Genomic DNA, 13,004 nt, shown 5'->3' with positions numbered 1-13,004 from the left:
GAAGCGATACAAGGCGATACCATGAGGGCCGTCCAACGAAAGACGCCCCGGCGGGAAGGTGAAAGCTTCCATGCCGGGGCTGAGCCGACTTACAAGGAGTCGACCTATGCGCAGCCTACTGGCCGCGGTCCTGAGCCTTTTCCTGCCGCCGCGCGGAACGCGCCGCTGCCTCACACCCCCACCGTTCCCCGGGGTCTCCGCGCCGCGGCCCCTCCACCCGCGTCGGACGCGGTCGCGCCCCGCGGAGGTGGTCCTCGCCGACGGTCTCCCCCTGGTCAGGCCGTACCTCGCCGTGTGGGAACGCGAGCGGGACGCCCTCGCGGAGGTCGCCGCGTGAGCGCGCGGCGGTTCCGCAGCATCGGCGTGGATCCCGCCACCGGCAAGGAGGCCTTCGTGCTCGCGCGTCCCGGCGGCGTGCTGGAGGAACTCGCCGACGCGCACGCCCTGAAGGCCGCCGCCGTCCTGGTGACGGTCGTCGGGGCCGTACTGGACGGAGGCAGGTCGTCGGACACCGAACTCGCCGCCTTCGTACCGTCGCTCCACGCGGCGCTGGAGGAGTGCGTCGGCATCATGGCGGCGGAGAGGGAGCGCTCGGCATAGGGCGCGGCCACACCCGCGGCGGGCACATCGGAATCAGTAGCTGATACCCCGAGAATGCAGGAACGCGGAACGCAGTTCGGCGTCGAGGAGGAGGTCGAGGATCTCCTCCTCTCCCGCGAACAGAGCATCGGCGGCCGGGTGGCCGGACTGGTGGAACATGGCGACCAGGACATCGACGAGGGGGTGGTCCCAGGCGAGCCGGATGATCTCCTTCGCCTCGTCATGCCGCCCTTGGTCCATGGCCATATGACACAGCCGGAGCCAGTACCGTGCCGTCAGGTAAGCATCTACACGTCCCTTGACCAGGACCGCCCTGGTGTTGAGGCCGAACACCTCGATTGAGGCCCGCCCCCGATCGGTCAGGGCCTGGTATTTCCCGGCCGGTAGCACCAGACGGAGGTGGTTCAGGGGATCCTCGACTGTCGGATCCACGAGCAGGGGGCTGCCGTCGGCCGCGAGCGGAAAGGAGTTCCGCTTCTGGTTGCTGTTGCAGACCGAGCAGGCAAGCAGATGGTTGAGCCAGTCGAAGGTACGCAGCGGGGCGCTGCTCTTCGGCTCGAAGTGGTCGATGTCGGTGCCCTGACCGTCACCGCAGTACATGCAGCGTTCGTGGCCGGGAGCCATCTCCACAAGCCCCTTGACGAGAGCCGGGCGGACCTGGCGGCGGTTCACCCAGAGTTCCTTCGCCCTGTCCTTGCGTTCCTGCTCCGTGGGCTGCTGCCGGATGTCGTCGGTGTAGCCCTTCAACAGCTCCGCCGTGTCCGACGACAGGAGCGTACGCCGAAGCCGGATCACCCCTCTTCGTCCTCCGGGCCATCGGTGATCTCCTCCGCGATCCGGTGGAGACGCGCGCCCATCTCGGCCAGACGAGCCGATGGCGAGCTGGCCAGCCGTTCCTTGAGCTCTCGGTAACGGTCGAGCGACTCCCGTGACGAGGCCCCGTCATAGATCTGTGCCTCCAGGTCCACGAACTCGGCCCTTGCCTGTTCGGCGCGCTCCGAGTACGGGGTGTCCAGTCCGAACAGTTCCGACAGGACCGCGTCGTCGCCGCTGCCGTACACCACCCGGTCGTACAGGTCCTGGTCGATGACCTCGGGTGGGCGTGCCTCGTCCACGCCCGGCATCCGGATCAGGCCGCCGGGGTCGGCGGCCTGGCAGATGTACGGGCTGTGCGTCGTGACGATGAACTGGATGCGGGGGAAATGAGCGGTCAGCCACGGGCCGATACGGCGCTGCCAGGAGACGTGCAGATGGGCGTCGATCTCGTCGATGATGACGACGCCGGGCGTCATCATCGCGATCGACCGGTTTCTGGCCTCCCAGAGATCGGACTCCCACAGGCCGTCGCCGAACACGTCGTGCAGTTGCTTGAGGATGTCGACGACCAGCGCCACCACCGTACGGAACCCGTCGCTCATCTCCCGCAGTGGGAAGCGACTGTCGTGCCGCTCCACCCACAAGCCCTCGGAGTCGACGTCGTCGATCCGGTATTCGTCCGGCAGCAGTCCGTCTCCGAGCAGCGCCAGGGCGAACGCCTTCAGCCCCTGGGCACCCCCTCTGCCTTCCAGAGCACGCAAATGCTGCTCGATCAGCCAGGCGACGCCTTCGGCGAGTGAGGCGTCTTCATGGAAGAGACTCGTGTGCCTGGCCACGGGCCCGGACGCCAGCATCAACCGCTGCACGTCTCCCGAGCCGCCGGCCATCCGCCGGAACGGCCCGTAGGCCGCGGAGAACCAGCCCGCCGGGTTGTCCGCCCACGGACCGCGGCGGGCAATACTCGTCGGCGCTTTGGGGTACGTGATCTCTTCGAGCCCGGGCAGCACACCCCGTCGGACCGGAACCCTGCCTGCCATGCCGTCGCGCGGCATCTTCCAACGAAGCCCGGCCCAGAAGGCACCAGCGGGCGGGCGGCCCTGCGAGAACCGGTCGTGCCGCGCGTCCCGGCTGATCTGGACCTCGGCGTGACCCGCCGTACGCCCTTCCGTCACCCAGTTCTCGAACTGCGGCACCAGACTGCGAGCCACCCCCGGCCCACTGAGCGCCAGCGCCATGGCCCGCAGCAGCGTCGTCTTGCCCGAGCCGTTGCGCCCGGCGAGCACCGTCCACCCGGCGTGACTGCCGTCGGGGCGGGTCAGGGTGAGGTCGACTGCGCGGGGGCCGTGGAAGAACTTGATGTCCTCCACGATGATCCGGCTGACGTACATGGGCGTCGGCATCCGTTCGCTCGGGTGTGGCACCCGATCTTAGGGCCGTGGCCTGCCCCTCAGTGCGGGAAGCGGGCAGGCCACGGACCCGTCAGCCAGCCGTGTGCTCCACGAACCGGGCCGCCGTCTCCGCCAGGACCTCGCGGCCGTCCCTCGCCCACAGGGCGTCGTTGAAGAGTTCGACCTCGATCGCGCCGGTGTAGCCGGCCGCCGTCACGTACCCCAGCCACTCGCGCATGTCGATCGCGCCGTCGCCGATCTGGCCCCGACCGTTCAGGACGCCCTCGGGCAACGGCGTCGTCCAGTCGGCCAGCTGGAAGGTGTGGATACGGCCGGACGCGCCCGCCCGGGCGATCTGCGCGGGGGCCTGGTCGTCCCACCAGATGTGGTACGTGTCGACGGTCACGCCGACCTGGTGGGCCGGGAAGCGTTCCGCGATGTCCAGGGCCTGGGTGAGGGTCGAGACCACGCAGCGGTCCGAGGCGTACATGGGGTGCAGGGGCTCGATGGCCAGCTTCACCCCGTGGTCCTCGGCATAGGGGCCGAGGACGGACAGGGCGTCGGCGATGCGTTCCCGCGCGCCGTGCAGGTCCTTCGAGCCGGCCGGGAGGCCGCCGGAGACGAGGACCAGGACCTCGGTGCCCAGGGTCGCCGCCTCGTCGACCGCCCGGCGGTTGTCGGCCAGGGCCGCCGTGCGCTCGTCCGGGTCGATGGCGGTGAAGAAGCCGCCACGGCACAACGTCGTCACCGTCAGGCCCGCGTCACGGACGAGCTTCGCCGTCTCCTCGACCCCGTACGTCTGCACCGGCTCGCGCCAGAGGCCGACGTTGCCGATGCCCAGGTCGCGGCAGGCCGCGACGAGTTCGGGCATCGACAGTTGCTTCACCGTCATCTGGTTGATGCTGAAACGCTCGATACCGGTCACCGGGTCACTCCGTACAGGGCGAGCAGGTTCTTCATCCGTTCCTCGGCGAGCTTCGGGTCGGGGAACAGGCCCAGGCCGTCGGCGAGTTCGTAGGCGCGGGCGAAGTGCGGGAGGGAACGGGCCGACTGCAGACCGCCGACCATCGTGAAGTGCGACTGGTGGCCGGCCAGCCAGGCCAGGAACACCACACCCGTCTTGTAGAAGCGGGTGGGGGTCTGGAACAGGTGGCGGGAGAGCGCGACGGTCGGGTCCAGCAGCTCCCGGAAGCCGCCCGTGTTCCCCGTGTCGAGGACCCGCACCGCCTCCGCCGCCAGCGGGCCCAGCGGGTCGAAGATGCCGAGGAGGGCATGGCTGAAGCCCTTCTCGTCGCCCGCGATCAGCTCGGGGTAGTTGAAGTCGTCGCCCGTGTAGCAGCGCACACCCTGCGGCAGCCTGCGGCGGATGTCGATCTCCCGCCCGGCGTCCAGCAGCGAGACCTTGATGCCCTCCACCTTGTCCGGGTGGGCGGCGATGACCTCCAGGAAGGTGTCGGTGGCCGCGTCGAGGTCGCTCGACCCCCAGTAGCCCTCCAGCGCCGGGTCGAACATCGGGCCCAGCCAGTGCAGGATCACCGGCTCCGCCGACTGGCGCAGGAGGTGTCCGTAGACGTCGAGGTAGTCCTCGGGCCCCGACGCGGCGGCCGCGAGGGCGCGCGATGCCATGAGGATGGACCGGGCGCCGGAGGCCTCGACGAGGGCGAGCTGCTCCTCGTAGGCCGCGCGGACCTCGGCGAGGGTGGCCGGGCCGGTGAGCTGGTCGGTGCCGACGCCGCAGGCGATGAGACCGCCGACGGTCTTCGCCTCGGCGGCCGACCGGCGGATCAGTTCGGCCGCGCCCGGCCAGTCCAGGCCCATGCCGCGCTGGGCGGTGTCCATCGCCTCGGCGACACCGAGCCCGTGGGACCACAGATGGCGGCGGAAGGCGAGGGTGGCGTCCCAGTCGATGGCGGCGGGCGAGTCGGGCGTGGTGTCCGCGAACGGGTCCGCGACGACGTGCGCCGCCGAGAAGACCGTACGGGAGGTGAAGGGCGCGCCGGTGGTGAGGGCGAGCGGCTCGGTGCGGGGCTCGTAGGTCCGCAGGGTGCCGTCGGGGCCCGGGAGCTGGATCGTCACAGCGAGACCTCCGGGACGTCCAGGCGCAGACCCTCCGCGGAGGACTTCAGGCCCAGCTCGGCGAGCTGGACGCCGCGGGCGCCGGCCAGCAGGTCCCAGTGGTAGGGGGCGTCGGCGTAGACGTGCTTGAGGAACAGCTCCCACTGGGCCTTGAAGCCGTTGTCGAACTCGCCGTTGTCGGGCACCTCCTGCCACTGGTCGCGGAAGACCTCGGTGGCGGGGATGTCCGGGTTCCAGACGGGCTTGGGGGTCGCGCTGCGGTGCTGGACGCGGCAGTTGCGCAGGCCGGCGACGGCCGAGCCCTCCGTGCCGTCGACCTGGAACTCCACGAGCTCGTCGCGGTTGACCCGGACCGCCCAGGAGGAGTTGATCTGGGCGATGGCGCCGCCGTCGAGTTCGAAGATGCCGTAGGCGGCGTCGTCGGCGGTGGCGTCGTAGGGCTTGCCGTTCTCGTCCCAGCGCTGCGGGATGTGGGTGGTGGCGACGGCCTGGACGGACTTCACCCGGCCGAACAGCTCGTGCAGGACGTACTCCCAGTGCGGGAACATGTCGACGACGATGCCGCCGCCGTCCTCGGCGCGGTAGTTCCAGGACGGGCGCTGGGCGGCCTGCCAGTCGCCCTCGAAGACCCAGTAGCCGAACTCGCCGCGGATGGACAGGATCCGGCCGAAGAAGCCGCCGTCGATGAGGCGCTTCAGCTTCAGCAGGCCCGGCAGGAACAGCTTGTCCTGGACGACGCCGTGCTTGATGCCCGCGGCGGTGGCCAGCCGGGCGAGTTCGAGGGCCCCGTCGAGGCCGGTGGCGGTCGGCTTCTCGGTGTAGATGTGCTTGCCGGCGGCGATCGCCTTCGTGAGGGCCTCCTCGCGCGCGGAGGTGACCTGGGCGTCGAAGTAGATGTCGACGGTGGGGTCGGCGAGGACCGCGTCGACGTCGGTGGAGACGTTCTCCGGGTCGAGGCCGTGCCGCTCGGCCAGCGCCCTCAGCGCGTGCTCTCGGCGGCCGACGAGGATCGGTTCCGGCCACAACACGGTGCCGTCGCCGAGGTCGAGTCCGCCCTGTTCGCGCAGGGCCAGGATGGAGCGGACGAGGTGCTGGCGGTAGCCCATGCGTCCCGTCACGCCGTTCATGGCGATACGCACCGTCTTGCGTGTCACGTCGATCCCTTCGTAGGCGTCGTGCGCAGTCGCCTGCGCGTTTCGTACGCGGTTTGGCGCGCCGCGTACGCCTCTTCCTGATCAGCGTTACAGCAAGCGCTTTCTATACAAGGAGAAGCTAGCCTCTGACCAGCGGTCCGGACAAGACCGTGTCCATCTCGAGTTGTTCGAGGGGGCGAACAACGGGGGCGCTGGGCCGTAAGGTCTGCTCGACACGCCCGGAACCATGCCCGTGAGGCAGCTGTCTACCTGGGCGTACGACGACGTACGACGACGAGATGCGTGACCGGAGGACAGACGAGATGACGGTGACCCTGGCGGACGTGGCGGCCCGCGCGCAGGTCTCGCCCGCGACGGTGTCGCGCGTGCTGAACGGGAACTACCCCGTCGCCGCAACCACCAGGGAGCGGGTGCTGCGAGCGGTCGACGACCTGGACTACGTGCTGAACGGCCCGGCCAGCGCACTGGCCGCGGCCACGTCCGACCTGGTCGGCATCCTGGTGAACGACATCGCGGACCCCTTCTTCGGGATCATGGCGAGCGCGATCCAGTCCGAGATCGGGGGACCTGGCGGCCGGGCCGGCGGCGAGCGGCTGGCGGTGGTCTGCAACACCGGAGGCTCGCCGGAGCGCGAGCTGACCTATCTGACGCTTCTGCAGCGGCAGCGGGCCGCGGCCGTGGTGCTGACCGGCGGGGCCATGGAGAACGAGCCGCACGCGGCGGCGGTCGCGGCGAAGCTGCGCAGACTCGGCGAGGCCGGGACGCGGATCGTGCTGTGCGGCCGGCCGCCGGCACCGGAGACCACGGCCATCGCCCTGACCTTCGACAACCGCGGAGGCGGGCGGGAACTGACCGAGCATCTGATCGGGCTCGGCCACCGGCGGCTCGGCTACATCGCGGGCCCCGAGGAGCGGACCACCACCCGGCACCGGCTCGAAGGCCACCGGGCGGCACTGGCCGCGGCCGGCATCGAGGAGGACCCCCGCTGGACCGTGCACGGACGGTACGACCGCCGGGCCGGCTACGAGGCGACCCTGGAACTGCTGCGCCGGGACCCCTCCCTCACGGCCGTCGTCGCCGCCAACGACTCCGTCGCCCTGGGCGCCTGCGCGGCGCTGCGCGACACCGGCCTGCGGATCCCGGACGACGTCTCCGTCGCCGGCTTCGACGACCTCCCCTTCAGCATCGACGCGGTGCCCTCCCTCACGACGGTGCGGCTGCCGCTGGCCGAGGCGGGAGCCCGGGCCGGGCGCATCGCGATGGGCCGCGAGGAACCGCCGCCCGGCGGAATCGCCACCGTGCGGGGCGAGTTGATGGTGCGGGGTTCCTCCGGAGCGCCCCGGGAATGAGGCTGCCTCCCGCTCACGACCGGGCCGAGCTGGTCGAGGTCGTCCGGATCGGCGACCCCGCCAGGCATCTCACCTCGCGGGACCTGGCCGGGGACGTCGTCGAGGTCTGGGCGGGGGAAGAGGTACGGCAGCTCCTGCACCTGGTCGGCGAGCTCCCGGACAGCCCGGGATACCGCTGCTTCCTCCCCGGCTGGGGCATCCGCGCCCACGACGCCACCGGCCCCGAGCCGCTCTTCGAGATCGCGTTCTGCTTCCGGTGCAACGGAGCGCGCGTCTGGGGACGCGACGTCCCGGAGGAGCAGCGGCACCAGGACTTCGAGGCGGAGAGCCCGGCCGGGCGGGAGCTGCTGCGCCGGTTCCGTGCCTGTGCACCCGGGTGAGGCCTCGGCGGCCCCCACTGGACCCGCACCCCGTACCGGGGTGAGAGTGGTGACCATGAAGCTCGCCTTCTCCACCCTCGGTGTTCCCGGTGTCCCCCTGTCCGAGGTGCTGCGGCTCGCGGTCGCGCACGGGTATCACGGCGTCGAGTTGCGCGCCCATCCGGAGGAGCCGGTCCATCCGGGGCTCGGTCCGGACGAACGGGCCGACGTCGCCGCCGAGTTCAAGGCGGCGGGCGTCGAGGTCCTGGGGCTCGCGGGCTATCCGCGGGTGGCCGCGCCGGGCGACGACGGGCCCGTCGTCGAGGACATCCGCAGGCTCGTCGACCTCGCCCGCGACCTCGGGGCGCCCTATGTCCGGGTCTTTCCCGGCGGCGAGGACGAGCACGCCGACGCCATCGCCGCCCGGCGGCTGGGCACCGCCGCCGAGTACGCCGCCGACCTCGGCGTCCGCATCCTGCTGGAGACCCACGACTCGCACCGGACCGGCGCGGACGCCATCCGCGTGCTCGGCCCGGTCGGGCACCGGCAGGTGGGTGCGCTGTGGGACGTCATGCACACCTGGCTGGGCGGCGAACAGCCGCAGGAGACCTACGCGGCGCTCTCGCCGTACCTCGGATACGTGCAGGTCAAGGACATCGCGTCGGCCGAGGACACCACCCCGCTGGCGCTCGGCGCCGGGGTGCTGCCACTCGCCGAGTGCGTGGAGGTCCTGACCCGGCACGGCTGGGACGGGTGGCTGTGCTGGGAGTACGAGCAGCGCTGGTACGAGAACGCCGAACCGCTGCCCGGTCTGCTGAACGCCGGGCGCGAACACCTCGCACGGCTCCTGAACGACTCCGCGTGAGCGGACCTCGGGCCCGGCCTGATGCCCGGCCACGTGCGACGGGGCGGGCGGAGGGGTGAATGGGTGAGCCGGATGGCATGGGGGCGGGTCTGCGGTCGGGTCGAGTCCGCGGCCGGGATCGGGTCTACGGCCGGGGTCGGGTCTGCGGTCGGGTCGAGTCCGCGGCCGGGATCGGGTCTACGGCCGGGGTCGGGTCTGCGGCCGGGGTCGGGTCTGCGGCCGGGGTCGGGTCTGCGATCGGGTCCGGGGAGGGCATTCGGCCGGGCATCCGGCAGGGCGGGTGGCCGGGCGGGTGGCCGGGCGGATGGCCGGTCATTCGGCGGGGCGGGTGGCCGGGCCGAGTTGCCGGGCGAGCGGCCCGGGGGCCGGCCGAGCGGCTGTCCGGACGTGTGGCCGGGCGAGTGGCATCGGAGGCCGGCCGGGCGGGTGGCCCAGGGAGGCCGAGCGGGTGGCCGGGCGGGTGGCCGGACTGCTGGCCGGGGCGGGGGGTTCGGGGTAATCGGGTGGCATGCCGCTGGGGGTCCGGGTTAGCCTCCCCGCCGTGAATCAGCAGCCAGCGGTGTCCGACGCCGTCGTTCCGTCATGAGTCTTCTGCCCAGGATCCTGGTCGACGTTCGTCCGCTGCGTTCCTCGCCCGTCTTCCGGCGGCTGCTGATCGGGCGCACGGTGTCCACGCTCGGCAGCTTCATGACCATGGTCACCGTCATGTACCAGGTCTGGGACACGACCCACAGCTCGGTCTGGAGCGGCGCGGTCGGGCTCGCGCAGGCGGTGCCGCTGATCGGCGTCGGTCTGTTCGCGGGCGCCTGGGTGGACCGGGCCGACCGGCGCCGCGCGTATCTGCTGAGCACCGTCGGCGCGGCGGCCTGCTCCGTCCTGCTGGCCGTGCAGGGCTTCACCGGGCAGGTGCCGGTGGCCGTCGTGCTCGCGCTGGTGGCGGTGCAGTCGTCGTTCGCGGCGATCGGCGCACCCGCGGCGGGCGTGTTCGTGCCCCGGCTGCTGCCGAGGGACCAGGTGGCCGCCGGTCTCGCCCTGAACCAGGTCACCGGCCAGGCGATGATGCTGCTCGGCCCGGCCCTCGCCGGTGTCGTGCTCGGCTGGTGGGGCGTCGGCGTGTGCTACCTGATGGACGCCGTCACCTTCGGCATGGCCTTCTACGGCGCCTACGGGCTGCCCGCGCTGCCACCCGAGGGCGAGAAGTCCCGCCCCGGCGTCCAGGGCGTCCTGGACGGCCTCCGGTTCCTGACCGGTCACCGGGTGGTGCGCGGCGCGCTGCTGGTCGACCTGGCCGCCACCGTGCTGGCGATGCCGGCCGGCCTGTTCCCGCTCGTCAACGAGGAACGCTTCGGCGGCGACCCGCGCACGCTCGGTCTGTTCCTGTCCGCGCTCGCCGTGGGTGGCGTGGCGGCGACCGCCCTCTCCGGGCCGGTCACCCGGCTCGCCCGCCCCGGCCCGGTGATGCTCTGCTCCGCGGGCGTGTGGGGCACGGCCCTCGCCCTCTTCGGCCTGACGACCAGCGCCTGGGCGGGCCTCGGCATGCTGGCGGTGGCCGGTGCGGCGGACTCGGTGGCCGTGCTGTCCCGGGCCACGATCGTGCAGACCCGCACCCCGGACGCGCTCCTCGGCCGGGTGACGGCGGCCGAGACGATCGTCGGCCAGGCAGGGCCCAACCTCGGCAACCTGCGCGGCGGTGTGGTGGCCGGCTGGACGTCGGGGACGACCGCGCTGATCACCGGCGGACTGATGTGCCTGGCGGCGGTCACCGCGGTGGGGACGGCGACTCCGGAGCTGCGGGGCGGCCGCCGCACGGGCGGCACGGATCCGCTGGCCGCCGATCCCGCCGCGCCGGCCGTCGCCCCGGCGGCAGGCACGTCCGTCGCCGCGCCGGCGGGTCCACCCGTCGTCCCGCCGGCCGTCGCGCCGCCTACGCCCGCACCGTGAGCTCCGCCTCCCCGTCCAGGCACCACTCCAGCACCGACGGCCAGGCACCGTAACCGGCGTCCAGGTCGAGGTGGCCGGCGCCGGGGAGGAGTTCCGCGGTGAGGCCCAGGGGGTCGCCGTAGGCCGCCTGAACGCCCTCCGGGAGGTAGGGGTCGTCGTCCCCGGCGACGAGCCGCGTCGGGTGCGGGAGCGGCCGGCCGGCCCGCCATCGCCCGAGGGCGTCCTCGGCGAAACCGAACTCCGCGACCTCCGGATACCCCGCGAGGACCGAGCCGGACGGCGGAGACACCAGCAGCACCCGGTCGACGCCCGCGAGCGCCGGCAGGTCGCGGACGACGGCGTGCAGCCAGAGCAGGACCGAGAGGCTGTGGGCGACGACCACCCGCTCCGCACCGGCGGCGAGCCCGTCGAGGTGGCGGGCCAGCTCCGTCAGCCACACCTCCAGGCCGGGATCGTCCGGGTCGGGCAGCTGCGGATAGGTGACCTGGTGGCCGAGTCCGGCGAGGCGGTCCGCGAGCCAGTGCTGCCAGTGGCCCTCGGGGCGGTGGTTCTGCCAGCCGTGGAGGATGAGACAGGAGCGCGTGATCCGGCCTGTGGTCATGGGACCGATGATTTCCCGTCCCGTCACGCGAGGTCCAGTTAATCTTTTCCGGTGGAACCCGTAAGCCAGCCCTTAAGTAAGCCCCTGGGTCAGCCCCACGGTCACCCCCTGAATGAGTCCTGGGGCGCCGCCTTCTCCCTCGATCTACGCCGGCTGACCGTTCTACGCGAGCTGGAGCGCCGGGGCAGCCTGGCGCGGACGGCCGAGGCCCTGCACCTCACCCCCTCGGCGGTCTCCCAGCAGCTCGCCGCTCTCGCCCGTGACGCGGGCGTACCGCTCACGGAACGGGACGGCAGAGGCGTACGCCTCACCGGTCAGGCGCGGGTCCTGCTCGCGCACGCCGAGGTCATCGCCGCCCAACTGGAGAGGGCCCGCGCCGACTTGGCGGCGTACGGGGAGGGCGGGCGGGGGGCGGTGACCGTCGGCTGTTTCTCCAGCGGCATCCTGGGGCTGCTGCCGCCCGCGCTGCGGGCGTTGCGCGACCGGCTTCCGCAACTGCGTGTGGACGTGGTGGAGGCCGAGCCGCCGGATCTGTTCACCGCGCTCGACGGCGGGCAGGTGGACGTGGCGGTCGCCGTCGACTTCGCGGCCGCTCCCCCGCACACCGACCGCCGTTACACCCGCGAGGACCTGCTGACGGACGTCCTGGATGTCGCCCTCCCGCCCGACCATCGTCTCGCGGAGCGCGCCGAGGTGCCGTTGCGGGAACTGGCCACGGACGCCTGGATCGTCGGGAAGTCGCACAGTTGCTGCGGGGCGGTGACCCGTTCGGTCTGCGCGGCGGCCGGGTTCACGCCCGACATCCGGCACGACGTGAACGACTGGGCCGCGCTGGCCGGCCTGGTGGAGGCGGGGCAGGGGGTCGCGCTGGTGCCCCGGCTGGTGCGGTCGCTGTACACCCACCGGGACCTGGCGCTGCGACCCGTGCGGGGCGAGCCGCCGTCCCGCAACGTCTTCGTCGCCGTGCGGGCCGGGGCGGAGCGGGATCCGGTGCTGGCGGCGGTGCGGGAGGAACTGCGGACGGCCGCCGCCCGCGTACCGGCACGGCTGCCGCGGGGGGCGGCTCGGGTCGGGTGACGACCGTGGTGACGGCCGGCGCCACCCGGATCACTCCCCCCGCGGCCCCCGGGCCGGACGCCCGCAGGGTCGGCGGGTGCCGGCCCCGTGCCGTGTTGGAGGGCCGCCACGTGCGAGGCCCCGAGCCGCGTTCCCGGCCGCGCTCACCGGGCGCCCGAGAGGAATTTCGCCACCCGTTCCGCCAACTCCCGCTCGCATCGCGGCCATTCGAGCGCCGTGACGGAGAAGATCGCGGAGTCGCGCAGGCGGTCGTCCTCACCCGGCGCCCAGGAGCGGGACCAGTTGCGCAGGACGCCCTCGAACCGGGCGCCGACGCTCGCGATGGCCGCGCGGGAGCGGGCGTTGCGGGCGTCCGTCTTCAGATCCACCCGGGAGACGCCCCACTGCGCGAAGGCGTGCCGGAAGAGGAGGAGTTTGGCCTCGGCGTTGATGCCCGTGCCCTGGGCGGAACCGGCCAGCCAGGTGAAACCGACCTCGACGGCGTCCAGCTGCTCGTCGGTCCGCCAGGACCGCGGCTCCAGATACGCGGTCGCGCCGACCGCCCGGCCGGAGGCGAGGGAGATCTGCGCGTAGGGCGAGACCCGCCCGGTCGCCGCGCGGGCGAGCTGGGCGTCGACGTAGTCGCCGGCCTCGTGAGCCCTCGGCACCCAGGTGAAGGCGTACGTCCCCCGGTTCTCCTCCGCCGCCACCGCCAGCTCGGCCCCGTGGCGGTGCTCCAGCGGCTCCAGGCGCACCAGCGCACCTTCGAGAACCGGTCCCTCCAGTGTGAAACCCACCC

At 72.5% G+C, this 13,004-nt stretch carries 14 protein-coding genes; 7 read left to right on the top strand and 7 right to left on the bottom strand.

Going from position 1 to position 13,004, the window contains the following annotated elements; genetic code table 11:
* The first annotated feature begins 106 nt into the window (after positions 1-106).
* Together OG440_RS23830 and OG440_RS23825 are read left to right on the top strand one after the other, a co-directional pair.
* Positions 107-337 (top strand): hypothetical protein, encoded by a 231-nt coding sequence (locus tag OG440_RS23830; RefSeq protein ID WP_406008816.1) that lies wholly within the window; start codon positions 107-109, stop codon positions 335-337.
* Positions 334-600 (top strand): hypothetical protein, encoded by a 267-nt coding sequence (locus OG440_RS23825; RefSeq protein WP_406008815.1) that lies wholly within the window; start codon positions 334-336, stop codon positions 598-600. Before OG440_RS23830 ends, OG440_RS23825 begins: the two co-directional genes overlap by 4 nt.
* 33 nt (positions 601-633) lie before the next feature.
* Here OG440_RS23825 and OG440_RS23820 read toward each other — a convergent pair whose 3' ends face one another.
* The 5 genes from OG440_RS23820 to OG440_RS23800 form a co-directional block, all read right to left on the bottom strand.
* Positions 634-1,395: an HNH endonuclease gene (locus OG440_RS23820; protein ID WP_406008814.1), complete on the bottom strand. Its 762-nt coding sequence runs from the start codon at positions 1,393-1,395 to the stop codon at positions 634-636.
* The gene (locus OG440_RS23815; protein ID WP_406008813.1) at positions 1,392-2,804 is read right to left on the bottom strand and encodes an AAA family ATPase; all 1,413 of its coding nucleotides are present in this window, start codon (positions 2,802-2,804) and stop codon (positions 1,392-1,394) included. The genes OG440_RS23820 and OG440_RS23815 overlap by 4 nt, the downstream gene beginning before the upstream one ends.
* A 91-nt stretch (positions 2,805-2,895) precedes the next feature.
* Entirely contained in the window at positions 2,896-3,729 is an 834-nt protein-coding gene (locus tag OG440_RS23810) for a sugar phosphate isomerase/epimerase family protein (RefSeq protein ID WP_406008812.1), read from the bottom strand.
* Entirely contained in the window at positions 3,726-4,880 is a 1,155-nt protein-coding gene (locus tag OG440_RS23805; protein ID WP_406008811.1) for a dihydrodipicolinate synthase family protein, read from the bottom strand. Before OG440_RS23805 ends, OG440_RS23810 begins: the two co-directional genes overlap by 4 nt.
* Positions 4,877-6,034, bottom strand: coding sequence for a Gfo/Idh/MocA family protein (locus OG440_RS23800; RefSeq protein ID WP_406008810.1), 1,158 nt, complete (start codon positions 6,032-6,034; stop codon positions 4,877-4,879). The genes OG440_RS23805 and OG440_RS23800 overlap by 4 nt, the downstream gene beginning before the upstream one ends.
* A gap of 302 nt (positions 6,035-6,336) precedes the next feature.
* On the opposite strand from OG440_RS23800, the gene OG440_RS23795 reads away from it, so the two are divergent.
* The 4 genes from OG440_RS23795 (at position 6,337) to OG440_RS23780 (ending at position 10,548) form a co-directional block, all read left to right on the top strand.
* Entirely contained in the window at positions 6,337-7,383 is a 1,047-nt protein-coding gene (locus OG440_RS23795; protein WP_406008809.1) for a LacI family DNA-binding transcriptional regulator, read from the top strand.
* Entirely contained in the window at positions 7,380-7,763 is a 384-nt protein-coding gene (locus OG440_RS23790) for a hypothetical protein (RefSeq protein ID WP_406008808.1), read from the top strand. Before OG440_RS23795 ends, OG440_RS23790 begins: the two co-directional genes overlap by 4 nt.
* Positions 7,764-7,818: 55 nt before the next feature.
* Positions 7,819-8,607 carry a sugar phosphate isomerase/epimerase family protein gene (locus OG440_RS23785; RefSeq protein WP_406008807.1) on the top strand — a complete coding sequence of 263 codons (789 nt, stop codon included), beginning with the start codon at positions 7,819-7,821 and terminating at the stop codon, positions 8,605-8,607.
* 582 nt (positions 8,608-9,189) lie between these two features.
* Positions 9,190-10,548, top strand: coding sequence for an MFS transporter (locus OG440_RS23780; protein ID WP_406008806.1), 1,359 nt, complete (start codon positions 9,190-9,192; stop codon positions 10,546-10,548).
* Here the strand turns inward: OG440_RS23780 and OG440_RS23775 are convergent.
* Positions 10,532-11,149: an RBBP9/YdeN family alpha/beta hydrolase gene (locus OG440_RS23775; protein ID WP_406008805.1), complete on the bottom strand. Its 618-nt coding sequence runs from the start codon at positions 11,147-11,149 to the stop codon at positions 10,532-10,534. The two genes, OG440_RS23780 and OG440_RS23775, sit on opposite strands and share 17 nt — an antisense overlap.
* Positions 11,150-11,200: 51 nt before the next feature.
* Between OG440_RS23775 and OG440_RS23770 the strand changes: the two genes are divergently transcribed.
* A complete protein-coding gene (locus OG440_RS23770) occupies positions 11,201-12,226 on the top strand; it encodes a LysR family transcriptional regulator (protein ID WP_406008804.1) in 1,026 nt (341 codons plus the stop codon).
* Between the two features lie 143 nt (positions 12,227-12,369).
* On the opposite strand, the gene OG440_RS23765 is transcribed toward OG440_RS23770, so the two are convergent.
* Positions 12,370-13,002: a GNAT family N-acetyltransferase gene (locus tag OG440_RS23765; RefSeq protein ID WP_406008803.1), complete on the bottom strand. Its 633-nt coding sequence runs from the start codon at positions 13,000-13,002 to the stop codon at positions 12,370-12,372.
* Positions 13,003-13,004: the final 2 nt, after the last annotated feature.

It is taken from the genome of Streptomyces sp. NBC_00637, assembly GCF_045161545.1.
Lineage (GTDB): Bacteria > Actinomycetota > Actinomycetes > Streptomycetales > Streptomycetaceae > Streptomyces.
The sequence above is the reverse complement of the archived record's forward strand: the minus strand, read 5'-3'. Positions and strand labels throughout refer to the sequence as shown.